General features: G+C 41.7%; 32 protein-coding genes. 21 read left to right on the top strand and 11 right to left on the bottom strand.

Going from position 1 to position 25,914, the window contains the following annotated elements:
* Positions 1-142: 142 nt before the first annotated feature.
* The 3 genes from D5F11_RS19610 to D5F11_RS19600 form a co-directional block, all read right to left on the bottom strand.
* Positions 143-1,315 carry a pyridoxal phosphate-dependent aminotransferase gene (locus D5F11_RS19610; protein ID WP_120117797.1) on the bottom strand — a complete coding sequence of 391 codons (1,173 nt, stop codon included), beginning with the start codon at positions 1,313-1,315 and terminating at the stop codon, positions 143-145.
* A gap of 136 nt (positions 1,316-1,451) precedes the next feature.
* The gene (locus tag D5F11_RS19605) at positions 1,452-1,685 is read right to left on the bottom strand and encodes a DUF1128 domain-containing protein (RefSeq protein WP_425470867.1); all 234 of its coding nucleotides are present in this window, start codon (positions 1,683-1,685) and stop codon (positions 1,452-1,454) included.
* A 95-nt stretch (positions 1,686-1,780) separates the two neighbouring features.
* The gene (locus D5F11_RS19600; protein ID WP_120117770.1) at positions 1,781-3,142 is read right to left on the bottom strand and encodes an alanine/glycine:cation symporter family protein; all 1,362 of its coding nucleotides are present in this window, start codon (positions 3,140-3,142) and stop codon (positions 1,781-1,783) included.
* A 176-nt stretch (positions 3,143-3,318) separates the two neighbouring features.
* Here D5F11_RS19600 and D5F11_RS26750 point away from each other — a divergent pair, with 176 nt between their 5' ends.
* The 8 genes from D5F11_RS26750 (at position 3,319) to D5F11_RS19570 (ending at position 9,326) form a co-directional block, all read left to right on the top strand.
* Positions 3,319-3,471 (top strand): hypothetical protein, encoded by a 153-nt coding sequence (locus tag D5F11_RS26750; protein ID WP_185830799.1) that lies wholly within the window; start codon positions 3,319-3,321, stop codon positions 3,469-3,471.
* Between the two features lie 43 nt (positions 3,472-3,514).
* Positions 3,515-4,369 (top strand): YihY/virulence factor BrkB family protein, encoded by an 855-nt coding sequence (locus D5F11_RS19595; RefSeq protein WP_120117798.1) that lies wholly within the window; start codon positions 3,515-3,517, stop codon positions 4,367-4,369.
* Complete coding sequence (locus D5F11_RS26745) at positions 4,359-4,523, top strand: hypothetical protein (protein ID WP_185830798.1); 165 nt, start codon at positions 4,359-4,361, stop codon at positions 4,521-4,523. Before D5F11_RS19595 ends, D5F11_RS26745 begins: the two co-directional genes overlap by 11 nt.
* Positions 4,524-4,650: 127 nt before the next feature.
* Complete coding sequence (locus D5F11_RS19590) at positions 4,651-5,037, top strand: OsmC family protein (protein ID WP_120117771.1); 387 nt, start codon at positions 4,651-4,653, stop codon at positions 5,035-5,037.
* A 28-nt stretch (positions 5,038-5,065) separates the two neighbouring features.
* On the top strand, positions 5,066-6,139 hold the full coding sequence (gene cax / locus D5F11_RS19585) for a calcium/proton exchanger (protein ID WP_120117772.1): 1,074 nt from the start codon (positions 5,066-5,068) through the stop codon (positions 6,137-6,139).
* 81 nt (positions 6,140-6,220) lie between these two features.
* Positions 6,221-7,024 carry a YfkD famly protein gene (locus D5F11_RS19580; RefSeq protein WP_120117773.1) on the top strand — a complete coding sequence of 268 codons (804 nt, stop codon included), beginning with the start codon at positions 6,221-6,223 and terminating at the stop codon, positions 7,022-7,024.
* A gap of 161 nt (positions 7,025-7,185) precedes the next feature.
* Positions 7,186-7,983 carry a delta-lactam-biosynthetic de-N-acetylase gene (pdaA, locus tag D5F11_RS19575; protein WP_120117774.1) on the top strand — a complete coding sequence of 266 codons (798 nt, stop codon included), beginning with the start codon at positions 7,186-7,188 and terminating at the stop codon, positions 7,981-7,983.
* Between the two features lie 479 nt (positions 7,984-8,462).
* A complete protein-coding gene (locus tag D5F11_RS19570; RefSeq protein ID WP_120117775.1) occupies positions 8,463-9,326 on the top strand; it encodes a DNA-3-methyladenine glycosylase family protein in 864 nt (287 codons plus the stop codon).
* Between the two features lie 292 nt (positions 9,327-9,618).
* Here D5F11_RS19570 and D5F11_RS19565 read toward each other — a convergent pair whose 3' ends face one another.
* A complete protein-coding gene (locus D5F11_RS19565; protein WP_120117776.1) occupies positions 9,619-9,798 on the bottom strand; it encodes a YfhD family protein in 180 nt (59 codons plus the stop codon).
* An 85-nt stretch (positions 9,799-9,883) separates the two neighbouring features.
* Positions 9,884-10,006: a YfhE family protein gene (locus D5F11_RS19560; RefSeq protein ID WP_120117777.1), complete on the bottom strand. Its 123-nt coding sequence runs from the start codon at positions 10,004-10,006 to the stop codon at positions 9,884-9,886.
* Between the two features lie 118 nt (positions 10,007-10,124).
* Here D5F11_RS19560 and recX point away from each other — a divergent pair, with 118 nt between their 5' ends.
* Complete coding sequence (recX, locus tag D5F11_RS19555; RefSeq protein ID WP_120117778.1) at positions 10,125-10,928, top strand: recombination regulator RecX; 804 nt, start codon at positions 10,125-10,127, stop codon at positions 10,926-10,928.
* A 15-nt stretch (positions 10,929-10,943) separates the two neighbouring features.
* Positions 10,944-11,258, top strand: a complete 315-nt coding sequence (locus tag D5F11_RS19550; protein ID WP_120117779.1) for a YfhH family protein — start codon at positions 10,944-10,946, stop codon at positions 11,256-11,258.
* Between the two features lie 60 nt (positions 11,259-11,318).
* On the opposite strand, the gene D5F11_RS19545 is transcribed toward D5F11_RS19550, so the two are convergent.
* Positions 11,319-11,456 (bottom strand): YpzG family protein, encoded by a 138-nt coding sequence (locus D5F11_RS19545; protein ID WP_120117799.1) that lies wholly within the window; start codon positions 11,454-11,456, stop codon positions 11,319-11,321.
* Positions 11,457-11,496: 40 nt separating this feature from the next.
* Positions 11,497-11,667 (bottom strand): small, acid-soluble spore protein K, encoded by a 171-nt coding sequence (locus D5F11_RS19540; RefSeq protein WP_120117780.1) that lies wholly within the window; start codon positions 11,665-11,667, stop codon positions 11,497-11,499.
* 92 nt (positions 11,668-11,759) lie between these two features.
* Here D5F11_RS19540 and D5F11_RS19535 point away from each other — a divergent pair, with 92 nt between their 5' ends.
* Positions 11,760-12,029, top strand: a complete 270-nt coding sequence (locus D5F11_RS19535) for a YfhJ family protein (RefSeq protein WP_120117781.1) — start codon at positions 11,760-11,762, stop codon at positions 12,027-12,029.
* 302 nt (positions 12,030-12,331) lie between these two features.
* Here D5F11_RS19535 and D5F11_RS19530 read toward each other — a convergent pair whose 3' ends face one another.
* A complete protein-coding gene (locus D5F11_RS19530; RefSeq protein WP_120117782.1) occupies positions 12,332-13,312 on the bottom strand; it encodes a metal-dependent hydrolase in 981 nt (326 codons plus the stop codon).
* Between the two features lie 135 nt (positions 13,313-13,447).
* Here D5F11_RS19530 and mutY point away from each other — a divergent pair, with 135 nt between their 5' ends.
* From mutY to D5F11_RS19505, 5 genes are all read left to right on the top strand, one after another.
* Positions 13,448-14,566 carry an A/G-specific adenine glycosylase gene (mutY, locus tag D5F11_RS19525; protein ID WP_120117783.1) on the top strand — a complete coding sequence of 373 codons (1,119 nt, stop codon included), beginning with the start codon at positions 13,448-13,450 and terminating at the stop codon, positions 14,564-14,566.
* Between the two features lie 61 nt (positions 14,567-14,627).
* Positions 14,628-15,377 (top strand): enoyl-[acyl-carrier-protein] reductase FabL, encoded by a 750-nt coding sequence (gene fabL / locus D5F11_RS19520; protein ID WP_120117784.1) that lies wholly within the window; start codon positions 14,628-14,630, stop codon positions 15,375-15,377.
* A gap of 172 nt (positions 15,378-15,549) precedes the next feature.
* On the top strand, positions 15,550-15,756 hold the full coding sequence (locus tag D5F11_RS19515; protein WP_120117785.1) for a gamma-type small acid-soluble spore protein: 207 nt from the start codon (positions 15,550-15,552) through the stop codon (positions 15,754-15,756).
* Between the two features lie 257 nt (positions 15,757-16,013).
* Positions 16,014-16,544: a nucleoside tri-diphosphate phosphatase gene (ntdP, locus tag D5F11_RS19510; protein ID WP_120117786.1), complete on the top strand. Its 531-nt coding sequence runs from the start codon at positions 16,014-16,016 to the stop codon at positions 16,542-16,544.
* Positions 16,545-16,605: 61 nt separating this feature from the next.
* A complete protein-coding gene (locus D5F11_RS19505) occupies positions 16,606-18,351 on the top strand; it encodes an ABC transporter ATP-binding protein (protein WP_120117787.1) in 1,746 nt (581 codons plus the stop codon).
* A gap of 853 nt (positions 18,352-19,204) precedes the next feature.
* Here the strand turns inward: D5F11_RS19505 and D5F11_RS19500 are convergent.
* Both D5F11_RS19500 and D5F11_RS19495 read right to left on the bottom strand, forming a co-directional pair.
* On the bottom strand, positions 19,205-20,275 hold the full coding sequence (locus D5F11_RS19500; protein ID WP_120117788.1) for an FUSC family protein: 1,071 nt from the start codon (positions 20,273-20,275) through the stop codon (positions 19,205-19,207).
* A gap of 39 nt (positions 20,276-20,314) precedes the next feature.
* On the bottom strand, positions 20,315-21,604 hold the full coding sequence (locus D5F11_RS19495; protein WP_120117789.1) for a glutamate-1-semialdehyde 2,1-aminomutase: 1,290 nt from the start codon (positions 21,602-21,604) through the stop codon (positions 20,315-20,317).
* 157 nt (positions 21,605-21,761) lie between these two features.
* Here D5F11_RS19495 and D5F11_RS19490 point away from each other — a divergent pair, with 157 nt between their 5' ends.
* From D5F11_RS19490 to perR, 4 genes are all read left to right on the top strand, one after another.
* The gene (locus D5F11_RS19490) at positions 21,762-22,181 is read left to right on the top strand and encodes an ion channel (protein ID WP_120117790.1); all 420 of its coding nucleotides are present in this window, start codon (positions 21,762-21,764) and stop codon (positions 22,179-22,181) included.
* Positions 22,182-22,256: 75 nt separating this feature from the next.
* Positions 22,257-22,730: a thioredoxin-dependent thiol peroxidase gene (gene bcp, locus D5F11_RS19485; RefSeq protein WP_120117791.1), complete on the top strand. Its 474-nt coding sequence runs from the start codon at positions 22,257-22,259 to the stop codon at positions 22,728-22,730.
* A 523-nt stretch (positions 22,731-23,253) separates the two neighbouring features.
* Entirely contained in the window at positions 23,254-23,802 is a 549-nt protein-coding gene (locus D5F11_RS19480) for a cob(I)yrinic acid a,c-diamide adenosyltransferase (protein ID WP_120117792.1), read from the top strand.
* 96 nt (positions 23,803-23,898) lie between these two features.
* The gene (gene perR, locus D5F11_RS19475; RefSeq protein WP_120117793.1) at positions 23,899-24,336 is read left to right on the top strand and encodes a peroxide-responsive transcriptional repressor PerR; all 438 of its coding nucleotides are present in this window, start codon (positions 23,899-23,901) and stop codon (positions 24,334-24,336) included.
* A 30-nt stretch (positions 24,337-24,366) separates the two neighbouring features.
* On the opposite strand, the gene D5F11_RS19470 is transcribed toward perR, so the two are convergent.
* Entirely contained in the window at positions 24,367-24,717 is a 351-nt protein-coding gene (locus D5F11_RS19470) for a YgzB family protein (protein WP_120117794.1), read from the bottom strand.
* Between the two features lie 47 nt (positions 24,718-24,764).
* Here D5F11_RS19470 and D5F11_RS19465 point away from each other — a divergent pair, with 47 nt between their 5' ends.
* On the top strand, positions 24,765-25,736 hold the full coding sequence (locus tag D5F11_RS19465) for a nucleotidyltransferase-like protein (protein ID WP_120117795.1): 972 nt from the start codon (positions 24,765-24,767) through the stop codon (positions 25,734-25,736).
* The last annotated feature ends 178 nt before the right edge of the window (positions 25,737-25,914 follow it).

The following is a 25,914-nucleotide window of genomic DNA, read 5'->3' as shown; positions in this document are numbered from 1 at the left end:
GATGGATGCATGTTGGTATTCAATTCAGCGGGGTTCAAACCCCGGCTGAATAAAGTTAAAGCCTCCGACGGCTGCCACAGATTTTATCGAGCGGAGCTCGATAAAATCTGGGCGTAAATACGCCAAGGCGCATTTGATAAACTTAAAAGATATCTAATTCCTTTATTCTCAAAGCGGCTTCTCTAAGGCGCTCTTCCGATGTCAGTAATCCGACTCTTACATAGCCCTCTCCATACTCGCCAAATCCGATTCCGGGAGCAACGGCAACATAAGCTTTTTCCAACAGTAAGTCAGTGAATTCTTCAGAAGTATATCCTTTGGGAACCTTCAGCCAGGCAAAAAAAGAACCCTGTGGTGACCTTACATCCCAGCCAATTTCTCGGAGGCTTGAAATAAATACATCTCTTCTTTTTTCATACATGGCATTGATTGTTTCAGCAGCCTTTTGAGAACCCAACAGAGCTTCAGCAGCAGCGTCTTGGACGGCACCGAACAGACTGACATACATATGGTCCTGCATCAAATTGATCGCTTCAATCACTGACGCATTTCCTGCGGCAAACGCAACCCGCCATCCGGCCATATTATATGTTTTGGAGAATGTGTAAATTTCAACCCCTGTTTCTTTAGCACCTTTTACTTGCAGGAAGCTAACAGGCTTTTTTCCATCAAATCCGATTCCACCATAAGCAAAGTCATGAACGACACAAATATCATGGGCTGAAGCATACTTGACTGTTTGTTGGAAAAATTCTTCGGTAGCGACAGCCCCTGTTGGATTGTTTGGATAATTCAGGATCATCATTTTGGCTTTATTTGCCGTTTCTTTTGGAATGTTGTCAAAAGAAGGAAGGAAATCATTTTCTTCTGTCAGCGGCATCATTTCCATATGCACTTTTGCCAAAGCTGCACCTGACCAATAATCCGGATACCCTGGATCGGGAACCAGCATTGTATCGCCGGGATTCAAAAGGCATTGCGGTAGCTCTACAAGGCCCGCTTTTCCACCAAATAGAATGGCAATCTCATTCTCAGGATCGAGATGGACTCCGTATTCTCTTAGGTAAAAGTTAGCAGCCGCTCGTTTTAACTCTATTTTTCCTTGAAACGGAGGATATTTATGATTTTCAGGGTGATCGGCGGCAAGCTTGAGGCTTTCCACAATATGTTGTGGTGTGGGGTGGTCGGGGTTTCCCTGACCTAGGTTAATTACATCATGGCCCTCGGCCCTCACGCTGTTCACTTTTTGAACAAGTGAAGCGAAAAATTGTTTTGGCAGACTTTTCAGCAGCCGGGACTGTTCGAACGATTTCAACAATATCACCCTTCTTTAAGAATATTTTCATAGGCAACAATCTATTAATCAAAATGTTATCCTTTCAGACAACACATGTAAAGCACAGGTAGAAAAAGAGAGCCCCTTTTAGGCTCTCCACTGTGACCCTACTCACTCAAACCTTTCTCAGCCTGCCTATTTCTTCCACTAAGGCTTGCATCTCACCCGGGCTGAAATGTTTTTTTTTCATCACCATTTCGTAGATTTCAACTAATTCCTCATACCTTTCATTGTTGATGCTTTCCGGTTTCATTGCAGCAGTATTAACCATACGCAATTTCTCTGTTATTTGACCAATTAAATACTCAATATTTGCGGGTGTGTTTTTTGATAAATCCACCAGGTTCATCCTCTCGGGGCTATATTTATGAATATAATGATTTCATGCATGGGATTGGTTGTCAATATGAAAAAGCCTTCCCGATATCGGGAAGGCGGGAAACTTTATGCCGTTTCTTTTCTTGCTTCAACTTTTTCCTCTTTAATTTTATCCAGCGTTCTTTTCGTTTCATAAACAACCACACCGGATAGCCCCAATAATCCGATCAAGTTCGGAATGGCCATGAGACCATTTGCGATATCCGCAAAGGCCCAAACAATGTCCAAACTTGTAACCGCACCGACAAATACCATAGCAACGAAAACAATGCGGTAAAATATGACGCTTTTTACGCTGAATAGATAGGCGAAACATTTTTCTCCATAATAGGACCATCCCAAAATCGTAGAAGAAGCAAAGAATAATAGACCAAGAGCAACAATGATTGAGCCTGTATTCCCCAAAAATTGGGCGAAAGATGCAGAGGTTAAATCACCAGCAGCTATCCCTTCATTATAAAGCCCTCCCATGACGATTGTGATACCAGTAATGGAACAGATAACCAAAGTATCAATGAATACTTGCGTCATAGAAACGAGAGCCTGTCTGCCAGGCAAATCTGTTTTTGCAGCTGCTGCGGCGATTGGAGCAGACCCCAGACCTGCTTCGTTCGAGAAGATTCCCCTTGCAACTCCGTAACGAATGACAGCACCGATGGCGCCACCAGCAACGGCCTTACCTGTAAAAGCATCTGTAAAAATGAGTGCTACTGCTCCTGGAATCAGATTAATATTCATGATTAAAACAATTAGTCCACCGATGATATAAAATACAGCCATAAAAGGAACAAAAAATGCAGTAACTCTTCCGATACTCTTAATTCCACCGATGATTGAAAGACCGGCAAAGATGACCAAGGCTAGACCAGTAACCCATTCGTTAATATTGAAGGTGGTTTTTACAACAGTGGAAACTGCATTCGATTGGACGAGATTCCCGATACCGAATGCTGCTAAGGCTCCAAAAATCGCAAACAAGATGCCAAGCCACTTCTGCTTGAGTCCGCGTTCCAGATAATACATGGGGCCTCCGGACATTTGCCCGTTTTCATCCACAATCCTATACTTGACCGCAAGTACAGCTTCGGCATATTTTGTAGCCATTCCAAAGAATGCGGATATCCACATCCAGAACACGGCTCCAGGTCCCCCTAAAACAACAGCCGTAGCAACGCCGACAATATTACCAGTACCGACAGTTGCTGCGAGCGCAGTCATAAGAGCCTGGAAGTGCGAGATGTCCCCTTCGGAATTTTTGTCCTGTTTAAAGCTGAATGCCAATTTCAGAGAATAGGGCAACAGCCTCATTTGGAGGAAGCCAACTCTTATTGTTAAATAAATCCCTGTTCCAATGAGAAGGATGATGAGTGGCAACCCCCATATTAAACCGCTTACATTTTCGAGAAATTTCAAAATCTTATCAGACATTTTCTCCCCTCCTATTTATTTTTTATAGTAGGATAATTTCTATATATCAATCTTCTGAAAAAATAGTAAGATTGTCAAGCTGAATTATTCATTTTGAATGATGTTTTGCTAAGATAAGGGAAGGTAATTATTTAACTTCATTCTGCAGAAGTCTCCCACCTTCTGTAAGTGGTGAGATGAATGTCTATTGGTATTCCATTCAGTGGGGGTTCAAACCCCGGCTGAATAAAGTTAAAGCCTCCGGCGGATGCCACAGATTTTTAGAGGAAATTTATCGAGCGGAGCTCGATAAAATTTGGGCGCAAATACGCCAAGGCGCATCTGAATAATAACAGATAAAGTATGAAGAGACGAGGGGTGTTTCTATTGGGAATGAGGAAGCCAGATGATCGAAAAAAAAGAAATAATATAATAGATTTTGGAAAAGAGATGGCTAGAAGAATCAGTGATAATGATGTGACGGGCTTTGCCGCACAATTATCTTATTTTTTTCTTTTGTCGCTTTTTCCGATGCTGATTTTCTTGTTCACACTTCTGCCCTATACTCCACTAACCCAGCAGGATATATTTCACCTGATTAGAGATTTTGCGCCGCAAGAAACCTATACGATGATCGAAAAGACCGTTTCTGAGGTCATGGATAATCGCAGTAGCGGTCTGTTATCTGTTGGCTTCATAGCTACTCTTTGGTCAGCTTCAAAAGGAATGAATGCTCTGATGAAATCCTTGAACAGAGCCTATAATGTGGAGGAAAAGCGATCTTTCATAGTAAGCAGAGGCTTATCCATTGTATTGACAGTAGCGATGATGTTCGTTTTTATCCTTGCCTTGCTATTGCCAGTATTTGGAAAGCAGCTTGGAATGTTTATTTTCTCTTATCTGGGTCTTTCGGATCAATTTTTGAAAAATTGGAACGTTGTTAGATGGGTGCTGACACCGTTTATTTTATTCTTGGTTTTTCTCACTGTTTATTATTTAGCACCCAGCATAAAGGTACGGTATGCAACCGCAGTGCCGGGCGCTATTTTTGCCAGTGTTGGATGGATTATCGTTTCACTCGGATTCTCCTTTTACGTATCAAACTTTGGCAATTATACCGCAATGTACGGCAGTATTGGAACGATTATCATCATGATGCTGTGGTTTTATTTCTCGGCCATTATTATTATGGTCGGAGGTGAGATAAATTCTTACTTTACGAATAAGCAGGGAAAATATGATGGATAAGTTTAACTTTATTCAGCAGAAGTCTCCCACTTCTGTATGTGGTGAGAAGAAAGCATATTGGTATTCCATTCAGTGGGGGTTCAAACCCCGGCTGAAAAAAGTTAAAGCCTCCGGCGGATGCCACAGATTTTCAGAGGAAATTTATCGAGCTTAAGCTCGATAAAATCTGGGCGCAAATACGCCAAGGCGCATTTGATTTGGGGATAAACCATTGTAAGAAAAGATTGGTAAAAATCGTAGCGAAACAATTGGCCGACCAGGCCGTAAAGGAGGAATTGAATATGGAATTCAAAATGAAAGATGGTGGCTTTGTTGCAGAGCTCCCATATGGAAGGCTTGATATATCAGGAGATGAAAACTATGGGTTCAGACCTTATCAATTATTGGTTTCTTCTTTAGCAATTTGCAGCGGAGGTATACTGCGCAATATTTTGGAGAAAATGCGGTTAGATGTGCAAGACATTCAAATTACTGCAGAGACGGAGAGGAACAGAGAAAAGGCCAATAGAGTTGAAAAGGTCACTTTGCATTTCAAAATAACGGGAAAAGGGCTTAAGAAAGAAAAGCTTGAGAGAGTTATGGCGCTTACACGGAAGAATTGCGCCATGGTTCAATCTGTTGAGGGCTCGATAGAGGTGGAAGAAACCTTCGAGATCGTCGAGGTGTAAGCAACTTAGTTAGGAGGGGCTAAAGAGGATGGTTAATAAGATATTTTTAATTTTGATTGCAGTGGGATTGCCATTGTCGGTTATCGGATCCATGTTGCATTGGCCAAGTGCAGCCATGTTTGGTATCTATTGTCTAACAATCATAGCACTTGCAGGTGTAATGGGGAGAGCAACTGAGAGCTTGTCTATCGTTGCTGGTCCAAGAATTGGCGGATTACTGAATGCCACTTTCGGCAATGCGGTTGAGCTAATCATTTCCATATTTGCCTTAAAGGCGGGGCTGATAGGCGTAGTCCTCGCCTCTTTGACTGGATCCGTGATAGGGAATCTGTTGCTGGTAGGGGGGCTGTCCTTTTTTATTGGCGGCTTAAAATACAAGCGGCAGGTATTCAGTATCTATGATGCGCGGCATAATGTAGGATTATTGATGTTTGCGGTGATTGTCGCCTTTATGATTCCTGAATTGTTCACAATCAATATGAACGATCAAAAAACGATGGCGTTAAGCATCGGCATTTCCATTATCATGATCATCCTCTATATGGCTGCACTATTTTTTAAGTTGGTTACACATCGGGGGGTATATCCTGCAACTTCGCATCAAGGGGGTGAAGATGCTAGCGTAGAAGAGGAGGAAATTCCTGAATGGTCCAAATGGAAAGCGATTATTATTCTTGCCCTCGCTACGCTGGCAGTCGCCTATGTATCGGAAAAGCTAGTACATACCTTTACGGCAGTCGGGGAACAATTTGGCTGGTCTGAGCTATTTATCGGGGTCATTATCGTCGCCATTGTCGGAAATGCGGCCGAGCATGCTTCCGCCATCATCATGGCATATAAAAATAAGCTGGAAATTGCAGTGGAAATTGCAATTGGTTCCACACTTCAGATTGCTATGTTCGTAGCCCCGATCCTTGTGCTTGCCTCCTTGCTTTTTCCAAAAAAAATGCCTCTTGTATTTACGGTGCCTGAGCTTGTTTCGATGGCAACGGCAGTTTTGCTTTCCATTGTTATCATCAATGACGGTGAGTCCAACTGGTTTGAGGGACTTACGATGCTAGCGGCTTACTTTATCATGGGGATCGGATTTTATTTGCTTTAACAGGGATAATCCTTCAACTTTTTGAAAAAATAACTGTAAAATTATTTTTAATGCCGCTTGCACGAAAGGAGCAAATGCAACATGAAACGGCATCAAGTCGTCCTTAAAGTGTTCATCCTATTGAGTTTATTATCGGTACCAACAGCAGGAATGGCATCTAAAAAAGAGGACAGTAAAGAAAAAGGAATAGAGGTTCCTTCCTCGGTTATAAACATAAGCAAAGAAAACACTTTTTCAAACCCTGCGCCTGATCTGCCACACCTGCAGCCAAGCCGTTTTGCCAAGGACCTGTTGGAATCATCCAAGATAAAAATAGAAAATCCGAAATTAATCCGGATGCTGAATGAATCGGCAGCAAACAAATCGCCACTTTCACTCGGTACTAGAGCAACCATTTATTTAGGTGAATGGCCTTTGAACTATAAGTCTCAAGAAACAACTCCAAATTGGCAATATCAAAAGGTGAATACAAATTTCTATGATAACCGTGGCGGAACTGGAAATTATCAAATACATTATGTTCAAGAGGCCCAAAAAATCATCAAAGGTGGTCTCACAGCCAAGGTTGGCCAAATGGAAGATGTACAAAAAATGATGCAGCAAAAAGCGTTTGATAAGGTGCAGTTGCCACTTTCCTTTGAAACGGCAGTTGGTGTAGGAACGAAGCATCATCAGGTTTACAATATACCCCTGGCACAAACTGGATATTTGTATGCTTACGCACCAGCAGTGCACGAAAAAGGCAGCCTTACGTTTGGAGAGGTCTACTTAGTCTTAAAAGGTTCAAAGCACAGGATTATTGTTAAAAATGTTACATCACAGGAGATAGGTGCTTGGATACCAATCCAAGATCATTTAAGCTTCTCTTTTGAAACCAGACAATAAGGCTCAGGCTAATGCCTGGCCTTTTTGTTATGTTCAACACATGCTCATTTTACTAGAAATATGCGTCCATCCTTTGTTTTCCACTGGAAAAGTCCACCACGGATGAATCATCCCGCAATGGAAAAATCTAAGGGAAAAGAGTGAAAGGAGGATGAGCATTTATGAAACGATGGCTGTTATTATCATCTCTGTTTTTCCTGTTTTTTTTCCATGCGAACGCTGCAAAGTCCATATCAAATAACGCGATTCATTGGGGATTTAAGAAAGGAAGCGAGGGTAAGCAAGCGGAGGCCGGAGAAGCGTATGATGATTTGCTGGGAAAGTATGATGCTTTTTATAAAGGTAATGCGACGGACAAGGTTTTGTATTTAACCTTTGATAACGGTTATGAAAATGGTTATACGGAAAAAGTGTTGGACGTGTTGAAAGCTGAAAAGGTCCCAGCTGCTTTTTTTGTGACTGGTCACTATTTGGACAGTGCTCCGGACCTGGCAAAGCGGATTGTAAAAGAAGGCCACATCATTGGGAACCATTCATGGAGCCACCCTGACATGACCAATATCAGTGATGAAAAGATCCAGGAAGAATTGGAAAGGGTAAAGGAAAAAACTGCTGGCCTTACGGGGCAGACCGAAATGCAGTATTTACGTCCGCCCCGTGGCATTTTGAGTGAAAGAACCTTAAAGGTTACAAGGGAACAGGGATACATTCATGTTCTTTGGTCTCTTGCCTACAAAGATTGGCAAACAGATCAGCAAAAAGGCTGGAGACATGCTTATGACAATATCATGGCCCAAGTTCATCCCGGGGCAGTCATACTGCTTCACTCCGTATCAAAAGACAATGCAGATGCATTGGAAAAAGTGATCAAGGATTTAAAAAAAGATGGATATACGTTCAAAAGTTTGGATGATTACATTTTGAGAGAGAAAATCAAAAACCCAATTATTCCACACTAGGACTGCCTAGAAAAGGTGAGTGGATGTTAGGACGGGCTAAGTGCCTGTCCTTTGTTGTTTCCAATAAAACTTGCATGATTAATGAGGATAGATGCTCAACTTATGTGGTTTCCAATTAAAACGGTCACTAATAGCGGACCAACTTCAAAGTTTTAGACAGTATTTTCTTATCTTGAATAGTATTTCATTTTTTCGGACAGTATTCCGGTCAAACTGGATAGTATTTCATTTTTTCGGCCAGTATTCCGATCAAACTGGATAGTATTTCATTTTTTCGGCCAGTATTCCGATCAAACTGGATAGTATTTCATTTTTTCGGCCAGTATTCTGATCAAACTGGATAGTTTTCTTTTTTCGGATAGTACCGCTTTTTTTAATACAGTATTTTTAAAGTTTTTTGCAAATGAGAGGGTAAAGTGTAAAATGAGGAAAGTTCCAATTGGAGCCGTTTTTTACCATAAATAAAGGGTGATGGTTGTATGTGGGAGGAAGAAGCTGTTATAGAGGGGCCATATCATTTTGACCTTGCTTTGGAGAGGATGGCTAGAGATCCATTAAATAAAGTCGACAGGGCCAAACGACTTATCCGAGTGCCGATTTATAAGGAGGAACCGGAAGTGGCCGAGATTCAAGCTGTTGGTACAGTGGACCAGCCTGCTTTTATTGTTAGAGGAAGCGAGCTTCAGACAAGACAGCAGGTGATGGACAAAATTTCTACTGTTTTTCAATGGGATCTTCCGCTTGTTGAAGTTCACCAGCATTTTTCAAAAACAGCATTGAATGATATCTTTGAAAAACATTTTGGAACGCCGATTGTGCGGGAATTTTCACTATATCCGGCTTTAATAAGACCTATCATTCATCAGCAAGTGAATATGTCCTTTGCAGTTTCTTTAACAGAACAATTTGTGAAAACATTTGGATTTGAAAAAGAGGGAGTGGCTTTTTTTCCAACGCCTGAAATAGTTGCGGCATTAAGCACCGCCGATTTGAGAAATCTGCGATTTAGCCAGCGGAAGGCAGAATATATAATTGATCTTTCGAAGATGATTGTCAGCGGAGAGTTGAACCTTGAAGAGTTGGCGAAAAAGCCGGATGAAGAAGTAATAAAGGAACTGGTGAAAATCAGAGGGATAGGCCCATGGACTGCGCAGAGCTACTTATTGTTTGGGCTGGGGAGAAGGAATCTGTTCCCCATGGCCGATATCGGCTTGCAAAATGCGATTAAAAACCTTTATCAGTTGGATAGAAAGCCTACATATGAGGAAATGGAAAAATACAGCAAAGATTGGCATCCCTATTTAAGTTATGCGTCATTCTATTTATGGAGGAGCATTGAGTAAAAAAGCGAACGAGTCATTCATAGAACGTGCGAACTCATCCGAAAAGCGGAATATGGCCAATTAGGTGTGATAAGCGCTGATGTAGCACCATCAGACCCGGAACGCGACTTACCTAACGTCAGCGGCACTTGGGCAATCTGTAAGCGGTCAATCCAGTGAAGGCGTATCTTGATTTCAAAAGCGCTGTCAATAGGGAATAAGCGGAACAAAGTGAAGCAATGTGGCCTTATCGGAGGAGCGGTACTTGGCTTCGGGTTGAACAATAGTAAAAGTAGGACGGCGTGCAGCCATCCTACTTTTGTTTAGCTCTTTTATCCGCAGCTTCAGATCTTGCCAATGCCTTTAGATCCTCCTGGTCCGCAAGTTCCCTGGAAAATTCGATATCACGTCCGTCACTTTTTAATTGCTTTGGCACTTGCGGTAGCTTTTGTTTGTTTTTATCACGGGTTTTTTGATTTTGTGAGCGTCCCATATTCAAACTCCTTTTTCTGAGCATTTGCAGCTTTGCCTGCCTTTATATTATTTGCTGCACAATTTTTTTCACTCATGAAAAAAAGTTATCTTCGGCCTTTTTGTGTATAGCCGCCCGCCTGGTCCGCACGCTTGAACTCCCGTTGGTAAAGCACCTCCTGAGTTGCCGAAAGCTTGGTTCTTGATTTGTAATCCTGCTTTTTCTTCAATCTGGACACCTCCTAAGGAATTAATAACATCTTTGCCTTTAGGTGCCAATCTAATACAGCCACGTATCGGTCCGTTTATGATAAAATAAAAATGAATATATGGACGAGGGTGAATAATATGCCCGTTATCACAAAAATATCTGTACAGAAGAAAAATCAAAGCCGTTACAATATTTTTCTTGATCATGTTTATGCTTTTGCTGTAGATGAAGATATTCTAATCAAATATCATCTTACAAAGGGTAAGGAACTGGTGGAGCAGGATTTAATCAAGGTCCAGCATGAAGATGAAATCCGAAAGGCCTATCATTTAGCCATACAATTTCTGTCTTATCGCATGCGGTCGGCACTTGAAATTAGGACTCACCTGCAAAGGAAAGAATATTCTGATTCCATTATTGATGTTGTTTTACATGAATTAGCCGCTCAAAAATACATTGATGACTTGGAGTTTGCCAAAGCTTATGTACGGACATATGCCAACTCTGGAAAAAAAGGACCGCTTGTGCTTAAACGTGAGCTCGCAGGTAAAGGGGTTGCCGAAGGAAAGATAAATGAAGCATTGGCTGAATATAATAAAGAAAAGCAAATTGTGGATGCAATCCATTTGGGCAATAAGTTTGCAGTTCAAAACAAAAAGCTTTCTGAACGAATGCTTAAGCAAAAGTTGGAATATACATTGTCAACTAAAGGCTTCCCGCCTGAAATCATCCAGGCGGCGATGGGCGGAATCGATTATGAAATAGACGAAGAGCTTGAATGGGAAACTCTTAAGAAAGAAGCAGAAAAAATGAAACGTCGATACAATAAATATGCAGGTTACGATTACAGGCGGCGGATGCAGCAGGCCCTGTTCCGTAAAGGATACTCTATGGACATGATCAACCGATTTATAGATGATGACGCAGCAGAAGATGAATAAGGATGGGGTGGGAGAATGGAAAATGAAAAAAGATATAGTCAAATGACTGAAGAAGAACTAAAAAAAGAAATTTCACTTATGACAGAAAAGGCCCGTAAAGCTGAGCAAATGGGCATGGTAAATGAGTTTGCTGTTTGTGAACGAAAAGCTGTTATGGCCAAGGCCTATCTATTAAATCCAGAGGCATTTAAGTCTGGAGAAATATACGCAATTGAAGGCGACCCTGGCGCTTATTTTAAAATTGATTACATGAATGGTGTTTTTGCTTGGGGCTATCGTTTGGGAGGTTCGGGAAAAGAAGAAGCTCTGCCGATTTCATTACTCAAATAAAATGAGCACAGCGATCCAATTGCCGCTGTGCTGATTGTTTTTATGGAGATTTTTGAAAGGTCACCGTTTGTATCGTTTGACGGCATCTTTCTCTAATATCATTTGCTCCTGAGTCTGCTGTGTCTGTCCGTTTACCTGGGATCCGTCGTGTTTTGGACGGTACCAGCCCTTGTTAAATGGTGTAAGGTTACGGTTCATATGAGAATTTTGATCTTTTTGCAAAGTCCAGCCTCCCTCGTCATAATGGTTGTCGCTCATCTTTCCTAGCGCCGGACGCTCTCATTCTTCCTTGTGGATCTGTATTTATTGTTCCGTTGGCCCGTTTTGATCCAAATTCGGGTTTTGCACGGGGCTCGCCCTCAAACCTGTGATTGTTGCCATATGGGAAATCTTTTGCTTTGTTGCGCAATATCATCGCCTCCAATATATGCGGAAAAATGCCGCATACTGTTATTTTGACTTGAGATTTGAAAAATACGACTGGAAAAAGGAGCGAGTTTCATGAATGATTACTATGAAAGATTAACCAGTCTGTTGATGGAAAAGAATTCCAAATTATCCTATGGGAGAGCAAGGACATGGGTGGAATTGTTATGGGAGGATTTCGAAACGACATATGCCAAGGCGGGGAGAGAGTATCAAGGAAAAGCAGTCGCTGAAAAAGTTGTTAGAACATGGGTGGCTCAATATGGGGACAAATTGCATGACTTTGCCGCGCTGAACCCCAAATATGCTCATATGCTAAATGACGAGGAAGACATACTCCATTAAAAAAACAGTGTTGAAAAAAATTTTTCAACACTGTAAAAAAGAACATTCCATTTTATATAAATATTGATAAGTTAGTTTTGATGGACAGGATATGCAAATGCAAACGAAGCAAGACGTTAAGGATTAGCGAGTCATTTTTGAAAGCTGGCTACACCTTCTTCTGTGTTTGTTACCTTTGCATGAGACTCCTTGTCCTTACCCTCTTGAGGCACCCTTGCTAGGTCCTAACCTAGCAAGGAGCCTCGTCTGACCAACTCGTTTTCGGTCTGAGGTCAAAGAACAGGAGCCATTGTCTTTATAAATCAATCCGTAGCAACACGTAGTTTTTTTCTTAACTTTTCCTCACTGTATACCCAGCCTGTATATGAAGTGATGACCTCCAAATCATCCGTTAGCTTGACGATGGCGACAAATGGGTAATGTCCGTTGCTGCGGTATCTGAGATCAATAAACCGAACTTCGGTGTAGTCATCATATTTCTTGACCTCCCAACGATAAACTGGTGAGAAGGAAAGAAAGGCGGAAATATTTTTATCTTTCTTGGCAGCCTGAATCAAATCCGTATCGGGAACCGGAATCCGCTTGAACTTGTCGAAGATGGTTACAGATCTTCTATAGGCCCTTCCTACATAGAAATGGTCCTTTGTTGTTACGGCAATCCGCCACTGATTGAAGTACATAGTGGAAGCGATGATGATTTTGTCTGCATCAGGAACTGTTTTTAGTACTGCTGACTTCACCATTTGCTGCATGATATAACGAAGGACATAATAAAGTGCAATGATCACATACATAACAAGAAAAGTAACTCCAGGGTTGCCTCCAAACAACCAAATGACAATCCCTATTATATGGATGCCGAATATATATGGGTCGAATGTGTTGATCATTCCAAAAGCTACCCATTTTGAAGAGAGCGGGCGAAGTGCTTGGGTTCCGTACGCGTTGAAAATATCTACGAAAACATGTAATGAAACGGCAACAAGCGACCAAATCCACAGATGGGTCAAGCTTGATCCCGGAAAAATCAAATTAACAAAAAACGCAACAAGAATTGACCAAAGTAATACCGCTGGAAGGGAATGGGTGATTCCCCTATGATTCCGTATATACACGGCGTTATTTTTGAGTTTTAAAAATGTGTCGATATCAGGAATTTGCGAGCCGATGATTGCAGCAACGAGCACACTCTGAGTATTAACAGTAGTTTCTGCCACAACTGGGTCAAGTGTGGCCAGCCCGCCAATTGCAAATCCCATCACTACGTGAGTAGCTGTGTCCAATCTGGATCCTCCTCTGTGAAGGGATTCTTGCCTTCTCTTTTGATCATATTTTACCTATGCATGAATTGCAATAGATAGATGAAATATGAATTAATCTTATTACTAATTATTTCCGCTAAAAAGGATGAGTAACCTGTGAAAAATAGCAGCACGAAACAAAAGATTCAAGATAAGATCGATCGAATAAATATAGAAGCATTTCAAATCGACCTGGTCCATTGGTTTCAAGAGGAGCAGCGCGACCTTCCGTGGAGAAAAAACAATGATCCATATAGAGTGTGGGTTTCCGAAGTCATGTTGCAACAAACTAGAGTTGATACTGTTATCCCATATTATAACCGCTTTTTGGAAAAGTTTCCAACCATCGAAGCATTTGCGAATGCCGACGAAGAGGAAATTTTAAAAATTTGGGAGGGGCTTGGCTACTACTCACGAGTCCGTAACTTGCATACAGCGGTCAAAGAAGTCGTGGTAGATTATGGCGGAAAAGTTCCTGATTCCAAAGAGGAGATTTCAAAGCTTAAAGGAGTGGGACCATATACAGCAGGCGCAGTACTCAGTATCGCTTATGGAAAGCCTATTCCTGCTGTTGATGGAAATGTGATGAGGGTCTTGTCAAGGATATTGTTGATCACAGATGATATTGCCAAGCCGGCATCCAGAAAAACTTTTGAAATGGCCGGGGAAGGATTAATGTATCACGATAACCCGTCTTACTTTAATCAAGCTTTAATGGAACTGGGAGCTTTAATTTGCACCCCAACATCTCCCGCTTGCTTGTTGTGTCCTGTCAGGGAGCATTGCGAGGCTTTTGCGAAAGGTGTTCAGGATGAATTGCCTGTAAAAACACGTAAGAAAAGTACAAGGCATGAAGATCTTCTTTCTGTTGTCTTGAAAAATGAAGAAGGAAAAATTTTGATCAACAAACGGTCTGAAAAAGGACTTTTGGCCAATTTATGGGAATTTCCAAACTTGAAGGTCGTTCCACTTCTTGATAGCTGGGAAATTTTGCAGGACTTTTTATCCACAGAATATTCCATCGATGCTGTCATTGAACATGAAGCTTTTACAGAGGTTCAGCATGTCTTTACGCATTTGACTTGGAAAATTGATGCCCATAGAGCCAGGCTTAAAAGTGGGAATATCGACGAACATGAAAGCCTGCGATTTGTGACGGAAGAAGAACTGGAGGAGTTTGCGTTTCCGGTTTCCCATCAAAAAATATGGCAGGCTTATAAGGAACAGACCCAGTAACTTTGCATGGGACAGATTCCAATGTAAAATAAGTTAGAGATAAATCGAAAGGTGGATACATATGAGCAACAAAGTAGCACTCGTAACAGGCAGCAGTCGCGGGGTTGGAAAAGCAGCCGCGTTGGCTCTGGCAGAAAAAGGATATGATATCGTCGTCAATTATGCAAGGAGCAAAAAAGCAGCCCTCGAGACGGTGGAAGAAATCGAGAAACTTGGGAGAAAAGCTTTTCTTGTAAGAGCAAACGTCGGCAATGTTGAAAAAATCAAATTGATGTTCCAGCAAATAGATGAAGAATTCGGAAGACTTGATGTTTTGATCAATAATGCTGCATCCGGTGTATTGCGTCCTGCGATGGAGCTTGAAGAATCTCATTGGGATTGGACAATGAACATCAACAGCAAAGCACTGCTCTTCTGCGCACAGGAGGCGGCAAAATTGATGGAGAAAAATGGTGGGGGAAAAATTGTCAGTTTAAGCTCACTAGGTTCAATCCGCTATTTGGAAAACTATACAACGGTTGGTGTATCCAAAGCGGCAGTTGAGGCATTGACAAGGTATTTGGCAGTGGAATTGTCTTCAAAAAATATTGTGGTCAACGCTGTTTCCGGTGGCGCCATTGATACTGATGCATTAAAGCATTTTCCGAACCGTGAAGAACTGTTGGAAGACGCACGCAAAAACACCCCGGCAGGCCGTATGGTTGAAATTGATGACATTGTCAAAACCGTTATGTTTTTAGTGTCGGAAGATGCTTCCATGATCAGAGGACAAACAATCATCGTCGATGGAGGTCGCTCCATTTTAGTGTAAGGGGAAGTTCCAAAAGTCACCAATTAAACCTCTTCTTTTGCTTGTTTCTGTGCTGCTCATGTGTTTAAAAGCATCTCGCAACTTCAAGTACAAGTAAGTAAAAATAATTTCAAAAAAGATTGGATAACTAGTTTCATCTCTGGATACTCTAAGTTATGTGGAGGTGAGAACTGTGGCTAAAAAGCAGAACCAATCTGAAACAAACATACAAAAAGTAAGGCAGCAAAATGCTCAATCAGCTCAAGGCCAATCAGCAGGAGCACAAGGCCAATTCGGTACCGAATTTGCTAGTGAAACAGACGCACAGCATGTAAGACAGAAAAACCAGCAAGCCGAAGCTCGCAAAGGGCAAAACGCCGGACAATCCGGTAATCAGTAACGGAACATATAAAAAACAGGAGGCCGCTCTTCTTTAAAGAGCGGCCTCCTGTTTTTAACACGTTCGCGATGGGCTTCGGTTTTAAAAAAGTGTCGGAACCGTTATAATAAACATTATCAATTCTTTATATATACAAACCATTTGAAATATAGCAGTCAGCCCGGCTTTTAAAAAGGACTGCAGCCATTTTTTAAAAGCAGGTATCAGTCAAGTTGAAATCGGGGCGCTTCTGCTTTTCTTAGAAAGTAGGGGAGACGATGGACATACCCACGGAAGGAACCAATATCCAAATACAGAGTTATAAACATAATGGAAATATCCACCGGATATGGGCAGAAACAAAAGTTCTGAAAGCTACAAATCACTTAATTATTGGGGGAAATGACCGGACACCAGTAACAGAATCGGACGGAAGAACATGGATAACGAGAGAACCTGCCATTTGTTATTTTCATGCGGATCTCTGGTTCAATATTATCGCAATGATTAGAGATAACGGCATTTATTATTATTGTAATCTGGGTTCTCCCTATGTTTATGACAAGGGGGCATTGAAGTATATAGATTATGACCTTGATGTCAAAGTCTTCCCGGACATGACATTTACGCTTCTGGATGAAGATGAATATGAACAGAACCGTAAACTTATGGGATATCCGGACGTTATCGATCATATTTTAAAGAAAAATGTTGACAAACTGGTTCGCTGGATCAGACAGCGCAAAGGTCCTTTTTCTGCAGAATTCATCGATATTTGGTACGACCGTTACCTCACATATCTAAACTAAGATATTCCTGTTGGCGTATTTTCAACAGGTTTTATTTTTTGCACAATAAGGGAGGAGCCGCATGGGGGTTATTAAAAGATATATGGCGTTTGTAAAGCCATATCGTTGGAGAATTATTGGAACATTGTTGATCGGCATTATCAAGTTCGCCATTCCGCTGCTTATTCCTTTTTTAATGAAATATGTGATTGATGATATTATTTCCGTCAGTGATATGAGCGCTGATGAAAAAACTCATAAATTAATCATTACCATGATCATCATGCTTATTATTTTTGCGGTTATTCGTCCGCCGATTGAATATTACAGGCAATATTTTGCCCAATGGACGGCAAGTAAAGTTTTATACGATATCCGTGACCGGCTTTTTACGCATATTCAAAAGCTGAGCTTCAAGTTTTATTCCAATACACGTGCAGGGGAAGTTATATCAAGGGTCATCAACGATGTCGAGTCAACGAAAGATTTTGTTATCACGGGATTGATGAATTTATGGCTTGATGCTGCTACAGTCGTCATTGCTATTGGAATCATGTTAACATTGGACGTTCCGCTTACTTTTGTATCATTGGCAGTCTTTCCCTTATATATGATTTCAGTCAAATATTTTTTCGGGAATTTACGAAGACTTACGCGGGAGAGGTCACAGGCGCTCGCGGGAGTCCAAAGTTATCTGCACGAGCGTGTTCAGGGAATGCCGGTAATCAAAAGCTTTGCGATTGAAGACCATGAGCAAGCACAATTTGACAAGAACAACTCAAGGTTTTTGCAAAAGGCGATTAAACATACAAGCTGGACAGCGAAGGCTTTCGCTGTTGTTAACACGATCACAGATATTGCGCCGCTTATCGTCATTACCTATGCGGCTTACCAGGTTATCCATGGGAATTTGACCATCGGGACGATGGTCGCGTTCATGGGGTATGTCGAGCGTCTTTATAACCCGCTTCGCCGACTTGTCAACTCATCCACAACTCTTACACAATCAATCGCTTCAATGGACAGGGTGTTTGAGTTGGCGGATGAAAAGTACGATATTGATGATGCACCGGATGCCATTGAAGTAAAAGAAGTGAATGGGAATATTCGATTCGATCACGTGACATTCGCTTATGATAAAGACGAAAAGCCAGTTTTGAAAAACATCAACCTCGATGTAAAAGAAGGAGAGACAATTGCTCTTGTCGGAATGAGCGGTGGAGGAAAGTCATCCCTTGTAAGCTTGATTCCCAGGTTTTATGACGTATCAGAAGGAGCAGTTCTGCTTGATGGCACGGATATCCGGAAATTCAAGGTCAGAAGTCTTCGGGATAAAATAGGTATGGTGCTGCAGGATAATATTTTATTCAGTGATTCTGTTAAGGAGAATATTTTACTTGGAAAGCCGAACGGCTCAGAAGAAGAAGTGATTCGTGCTGCCAAAGCGGCAAACGCCCATGATTTCATTATGGGATTGCCGAAAGGATATGAAACCACTGTCGGAGAAAGAGGCGTCAAGTTGTCCGGAGGTCAAAAACAGCGTGTTGCCATTGCGAGGGTCTTTTTGAAAAATCCGCCCATCTTGATTTTGGATGAGGCTACGTCTGCTCTTGATTTGGAGAGTGAACACCTTATACAGGAAGCGCTGGACGAACTGGCGAAAAATCGGACAACATTTATTATCGCTCACAGGCTCTCAACGATTACACATGCTAACAGAATTGTACTCATTGAACATGGAGAAATTCTGGAAGTCGGGACACATCAGGAATTAATGGAGAAAAAAGGGCATTATTATAACCTTTTCCAAGTGCAGCAATTAGATTAGGAAAAAGTAAAAGCCTTACGTAGGGAGATACTCTTGGAACAAAAGAAGATAAAAAAATACTACCGAAGTAAAAAACAGCCGCGGATCTTTTTCCGAGGCTGTTTCTTGTTATATATGGGAAATGATAAAATACCTAAGCTGTACATATTTTTACTAAATGCTATGTCCAACTCCGACGCACAGGGATGTGCTAGTGCAAGCGAAGCGACAGGACGTCGCGTTCTGAGCCTGCGACGCACAGGGATGTGCTAGTGCAAGCGAAGCGACAGGACGTCGCGTTCTGAGCCTGCGACGCACAGGGATGTGTTAGTGCAAGCGAAGCGGCAGGACGTCGCGTTCTGAGCCTGCGACGCACAGGGATGTGTTAGTGCAAGCGAAGCGGCAGGACGTCGCGTTCTGAGCCTGCGACGCACAGGGATGTGTTAGTGCAAGCGAGAGACAGAAAGTCGCGTTTTGAGCCAGCCGACGGACAGGTCGTCCAAGTGCGCGCGAAGCGACAGGAAGTCGCCGCTCTGAGCCTGCGACGCACAGGGATGTGCTAGTGCAAGCGAAGCGACAGGAAGTCGCCGCTCTGAGCCTGCCGAATACCATCGGCCCAAGGATTATGCCAAATCACTGCTGAAGCAAACGACGCCTTCTTCAGCACTCGCCTAGCTTTACGCCGATAAACAGGTGCTCTTGCATTTTTTTATCTCGTTTTACAATGACTAACCCTTCAAAGTCATGAGCCACTTTCCTAGGATGGCTGAAGAACACCTCTGAATTGTCTTATACTTGTTGGGGCTAAGCCAGGCATTTTTCGAATTTCAACTCAGTCTGTACGTACGATAAACAGACACTTATGCTTGTGCTCTTATCCGATATCCACTTGGCTTTCATTCTCGTGGTATGTTTGAAAGGCTCCGATTAATTTGTCAAGCTGCTCCAACTGCTCTTCGTATTCAATAATGGCGGACAGAATTCGCATTAAATGATAGGGTTGGAACACATCCTCCGGGTCGCTTTTGCGAATTTCGTTTAGAAATAAATCACGCAGGCGGTCTCTATCGGTCTCCCCATAAAGAGTATCATCGAGTTCAGCCTCCTGCCGGACTTTCCCTAAATACTTTAATAGCAGTTGTTCATGATAACTCAAAAGGGAATCGAGCCTCTCCCGTGTTTCTGTCTGCAGGTGTTCCGGAAGTTTATGCAAAATGTTTTCATACTTTCGCTGAAGCTTCAAAATATCAAAGCTTTTTTGGGTTACCTGAATCATTTGCCTGTAAATGACTAACTTCCGAAGCTTTGCAAGGTCTGACTTTTTAAAATAACGCCGCTCTTCTTCATACATGGAATAGAGCTGATTGACCTGGGTGATCCTTTTTTTTATGCTGCCGATATCTTTCTGTAATAACTGATCCTCAGAGGCAAATCTTGTTGTCAACCGGATCCACTTTATAATATCCTCGGTGACATCCGAAATACTTTGGAACAGTTTAGTTTCATATTTAGGTGGTAGAAAGATTAAGTTCACCGCAAAGGCCGAAAGGATTCCGATAAATATGCCAAATGTGCGCAGCGAGGCAAAGTATAAAAACTGTTCGGCAGGTGCTTCCATGATCACTATAATGGTAACAAGCGCCAGCCTGATGGAACTTTCGAGCTTCAGCTTCACCATGATGACAATCGCTATGATTGCCGTTAATCCGACAATCAGTATGTGGCTGCCGAATAGCAGGTGAAATGTAATGGCTAATAGAGCACCGATGATGTTTCCTTGCACATGCTCAACGACGGACAAATAGGAACGGTATATCGTCGGTTGGATGGCAAAGATGGCAGCAATGGCTGAAAAAATCGGCGAAGGCAGATTCAGAAGCTGTGTAATATAAAGTGCCAACGTGATAGCAATTCCCGTTTTTAGCATTCGGGCACCAAGCTTCATATAAATAATTCCTTTCTATACTTTGGGAACGAATTTCCCTTATTTCATGTTTTTAAAAGCTTTCTCCACAGCGGAAATCGTTTTATTCACGTCTTCCTCTGTATGGGCAGTAGTCAGAAACCAGGCTTCATACTTAGAAGGGGCAATGTTGATTCCTTCATGAAGAAGCAGTTTGAAGAATTTGGCGAACAATTCCCCATCTGTTGCTTCTGCTTGTTCATAATGGGTTACTTTTTCTTTCGTGAAATAAATGGACAAGGCACCTTTAATACGGTTGATTGTAATAGGAATGTTGTATTTTTCTGCTGCTTGTGAAATTCCTTGTTCAAGTATTGCCCCAAGACGGTCTAATTCTTCATAAATTCCGTCTTTCTGTAAAACTTCGAGGCAGGCAATTCCCGCAAGCATAGAAGCAGGATTTCCGGCCATTGTCCCCGCTTGATATGCTGGGCCGAGAGGAGCAACGCCTTCCATAATTTCCTGTTTTCCGCCGTATGCACCGATTGGTAAGCCTCCACCGATGATTTTACCAAGAGCTGTCAAATCAGGTGTAACGCCCAGTAAATTTTGTGCGCCTCCATACATAAAGCGGAATCCAGTGATAACCTCGTCATAAATGACAAGCGCCCCGTAATTATGAGCCACTTCGTTCACTTTTTCAAGAAATCCGGGTTGAGGTTCTACCATGCCAAAATTTCCTACAATTGGTTCGACGAGTACAGCAGCAATTTCACCTCCCCATTGATCCATCGCTTTTTCAAAGTCTTCTATATGATTGAAAGGAACCGTAATAACCTCTTGAGCAGTGCTTTTTGTTACTCCTGCAGAATCAGGCATTCCAAGCTGAGAAGGGCCGGAGCCTGCTGCCACAAGGACAAGGTCGAAATGACCATGGTAGCAGCCGGCAAATTTTAATATTTTATCCCGGCCAGTATACGCACGCGCAACCCTGATGGTGGACATGACCGCTTCCGTGCCGGAATTGACAAAACGGACTTTATCCATCGACGGAATCGCATCTTTGAGCATTTTTGCAAATTTCACTTCATGTGGTGTTGCAGTTCCGTACAATACCCCTGTTTCTGCAGCGACTTTAATTGCTTCAGTAACATGTGGATGGGCATGTCCTGTGATGATCGGTCCATAAGCAGCTAAGTAATCAATGTAGGGATTCCCATCAACATCATACATGTAGGCGCCTTCCGCCCTTTTAATGGCTACGGGTGCTCCGCCGCCGACCGCTTTGTAAGAGCGGGATGGGCTGTTTACACCACCTACGATATGGGTTAGTGCTTCCTTATGTATGGCTTCTGATTTTGTAAAAATCATTAGTTCTTCCTCCATTTGATGTAAAATACTAACTTTTATTGTATTATGCCGATTATTATAGTGCAATTCACAGGTCCGGGGCTGAGATTGCTCGCATAGAAGTATTAAAATCCACGTATATTGAATCAGGGACAAGAGAAAAGGGCGGTGGCGGCGAGTGTGGTATTTTTTGTTTTTTGGAGTGTTGATATGCATTTTTATGGCTTTAAGGCTCTTATTTTTTCCCGCCCGTTTCAAATATAAAGAAGTTTCCTTTGAAAATTTTGTTTTTCTCGGCATTACATATGCAGTGATTATGATCGGATTCGGTATACTTTATTTGATGCTAGATATGAAAGGTTTGTATGTGTTTAATGATGTCGAGATGAGAGAGAGTGCAGGCGTCGGTTTCTTTGCCAAATTCGGAACTTCTGTTTATCTGAGTGCCGTCACTCTATTTTCTGTCGGGTTTGGCGACGTTGCCCCTGTCGGCATCGGACGATTTCTAGCTATTATCGAGGCTTTGCTCGGTTATACGATTCCCGCAGCTTTTGTTGTGCGAACCTTTATCGACATAGATCCCTCCCCAAGAAAGTAGACTATGTCAAAATTTGAATTTCCGCCTGAATTTATGTACGCTAATACAAGATCATATTTAAAGGAGGCGGATTTCATGACAGTAAAAGAAAAAGAAATGGCACCAGATTTCAAGCTGCCAGCAAGCAATGGAGAAGAAGTCGCATTATCCGACTATCGAGGTAAAAAGAATGTCCTTCTTTATTTCTATCCTAAGGATATGACTCCAGGCTGCACAGTACAGGCATGTGATTTCAGGGACATGCATGAGGATTTTTCCGACTTGGATGCTGTAGTTTTAGGAGTTAGCCCGGATCCACTCGAAAGCCACGATAAATTTATCAAGAAGCATGGCTTACCGTTTTTGCTATTGGCAGACACAGACCATGAAGTGGCCGAGCTTTATGAGGTTTGGAAATTGAAGAAAAACTTCGGTAAAGAATATATGGGCATCGAGCGTTCCACTTTTATCATTGACAAGGAAGGAACTATGGTCAAAGAGTGGAGAAAAGTAACGGCAAAAGGCCATGCTGAGGAAGCATTGCAGTACATAAAAGAAAATCTTTCCTAATATTTTTCAGAAACGATCCCTGTCGGATCGTTTTTTTGTTGGAAAAATAATAATGATGCATTAATGTTGCTTCCGTTTCAATGTATAGGTCTGAGTTAGGTGACACAAGGAAAAGACGACTCCCTCGATGCTCGTCAAGAATTAGCACCAGAACTTTCTTTTCTGTAATCTTGCAGGAGTGCTTCAGGATTAGCTCCGACTCGGCGATTGGCCTATTTGTCTGCACCTACAAAGGCGTTTCGGTATCTCTCAGTCAGTACGTCAAATAGACAAGCAGCCGCGCCTTGTGAAGAAAAAAGCCTATTTTTTGTTTGTTTCCGGCTTTTGTCCATTCCAAATTTTAAGAAATACATAGCTTATAGTACAGGGCATACCTCCTCAGTTAATATAGACATATTGGATCGCGAAAGCGGTCCTTTTTTATTTTTAACCATAAATTTGAATAAAGCTGTTAAAATATGATTAATACAGAGAAGGGGTCAGACCCCCGCTTGATGGATTGAAATTGGATGGAGGGATTTGAATGAAAATTTATACGAAAACGGGTGACAAAGGAATGACTTCTTTGGTATATGGAACCCGGATTCCCAAAAACGATTTGCGTGTGGAGGCTTATGGGACATGCGATGAAGCTAATTCAGCTATCGGGCAAGCATTGAGTTTTTTATTAAACGAGCAGGAAATGGAAATAATAGAGGTGAAGAAAGCATTTCATCGTATTCAGACTGTACTGTTTCATGTCGGAGCTGAATTGGCGACTCCCGAAGGAAAAGAAGTGAAGTGGAAGCTGTCAGAAGAGGATATAAAAGATCTTGAAAAAATCATCGACACCTGGGATCAGGACCTTCCGCCGTTAAAAAATTTTATTTTACCAGGCGGACATCCAGCGGGGGCTGCTTTTCACACTGCGAGGACGATCGTTAGAAGAGCAGAAAGATGTGCTGTGGCCGTCGGCAATGTAAATCCGCTGGTTCTCTCATACTTGAATCGACTATCGGATCTCCTTTTCGTCGCGGCCCGCTACGTTAATACAAAACTTGGGGTTCTGGAACATACTTTGCATGAAAACTAGGGGAAGCCATTGACAAAAAGCCTCTGCTACTAGTACACTATTTATAAGGATTATAAAGTGAGAATGAATTTTTTATAAGAAAAGAGGTGCATGGCGATGTTAGATGAACAATTAAAAGAAGCGATTGATACGTTGAAAAAAACTGGAGTCCGGATTACACCTCAGCGTCATGCGATTTTAGAATATTTAATCCAGTCAATGTCACACCCGACTGCTGATGATATTTATAAATCTCTAGAAAGCAAATTCCCGAATATGAGTGTCGCAACAGTTTACAACAATTTGCGCGTTTTCCGTGAAGTCGGGCTGGTAAAGGAACTAACATATGGAGATGCTTCGAGTCGTTTTGATTTTGTGACGTCCGATCATTACCATATTATTTGCGAAGAGTGCGGGAAAATCGTTGACTTTCACTATCCGGGACTCGACGAAGTTGAGCAATTGGCAGCTCACATGACGGGATTTTCCGTTGGACATCATCGTATGGAAATCTACGGTGTCTGTCCTGAGTGCAGTCAGAAAAAAACACATTAAAAAAATCGCCTTTATTTTTAGGCGATTTTTTTATTTTTTCTTCTTATTATAACTTTCATCGAATTCTTTTCCCTCGAGCTCCGGATCCACAGTCAGAGGTTCATTACAGTGCATGCACATGTCCACGCGTCCAAGTATTTTTGTAGGCTTTCCGCAATTCGGGCACACGACCTGCAATGCCTTTGTAGAAAGCATGCCAATCCAAAAATAAACAACAGTGCTTCCAACGATTGACAGCAGCCCCAATATCATAAACAATGTCATGAGGATTGGTTGTTTTTGAAAGAAAATACCTACATACATAATGATGAATCCGACGAATACGAGACTTAACGCAAACGTACGAATCTTATTGATCTTATTTGAATATTTTTTTGCCATTCAAAGCCCTCCCAAAAATAAACTATACCACAAACCCAGAAGAAAGCATGTCGGGAAACCAACAATTTATAGAAGAAGGAAAAACAATTGATACTGTCGAAATAGAAATAATAAATGATAGACAGCAGCAAACTCATTTCACTTCTTTTGGAGGAATGGAAATGGAAGATTTTATTCGGCCATTAGTGAATCACTGTGCTTCTCGGCCAAATACGGTAGCTGTTTTGTTGATTGACCGAACAAAAGAACTGTTGACGGGTAAAGATTTGTTTGATGTAATAATTTATGCAGTGGTAACTGATCAGGAAAGTTCTGAACAGTCCAGACATTTTTATGTACAGGGAATGCGAATCGGTCTTTTTATGGTTGATGAAAGTCTGTTCCGAAAAAGAATGCTTTCGGAGGCAAATGCATTCCAACTGCTAACTGGAAGTGAAGTATTGTTTGAACGGGATCATTATATGGAAAGTATAAAAAAAGAGACAGTCGCGTGCGATCATAAAATGAGAATGGGCATGAAGTTTGCTGAATTGATTCAATCATTTAGTCTTGGAAAGAATCTATTCGAGGATGGACATTATTTAGATGCTTACGATCTGCTCGTGAATTCATTGCACGACCTTGCAAGATTTGCGCTCATGGAAAAAGGAATTGAGGCGGAGACAGCACTCTGGAAACAGATCAAAAAAAACGAACCGGAAATTTTGAAGCTTTTCGAGGAGCTCATAAAAAGCGAAGAGCCTATTGAGAAGAGACTGGAACTTTTATTTTTGGCGAGCAGTTTTTTTATTTACTCGAAAACATTAAAAGGCTCTGAGCACATCTTAGAACTTATGAACGAACATGAAATCTGGAACTATGAAATGATTTCGCATCATCCTCAAATTAAATTGTATGGCTCCAGTTTGGGAACGCTGTTAGAATATCTAATAGAAAAAGAATTGATTATTCCTATTCAAGTGGAGTCAGCATTCAATGGAATTTATGAACGTTATTATCAAGTGAAAAAAACATGTTGACATGATTTATATTGTTTGCTATATTAGTAGTCGTCGCCAAGAAGTTAGCTTTTAAGCGATGAATAAAAAATAAAAAACATGTTGACATAAGGGAATAACTTGTGTTAATATTAAAAAGTCGCTCAAGAGAGCAACGAAAAACAAAAGCAAGTTTGATCTTTGAAAACTGAACGAAACG

The sequence above is a fragment of the Siminovitchia terrae genome (assembly GCF_003605405.2).
GTDB lineage: Bacteria > Bacillota > Bacilli > Bacillales > Bacillaceae_C > Siminovitchia > Siminovitchia terrae.
Note: the sequence above shows the minus strand (reverse complement) of the source record. Positions and strands in the feature narration are given on the sequence as shown.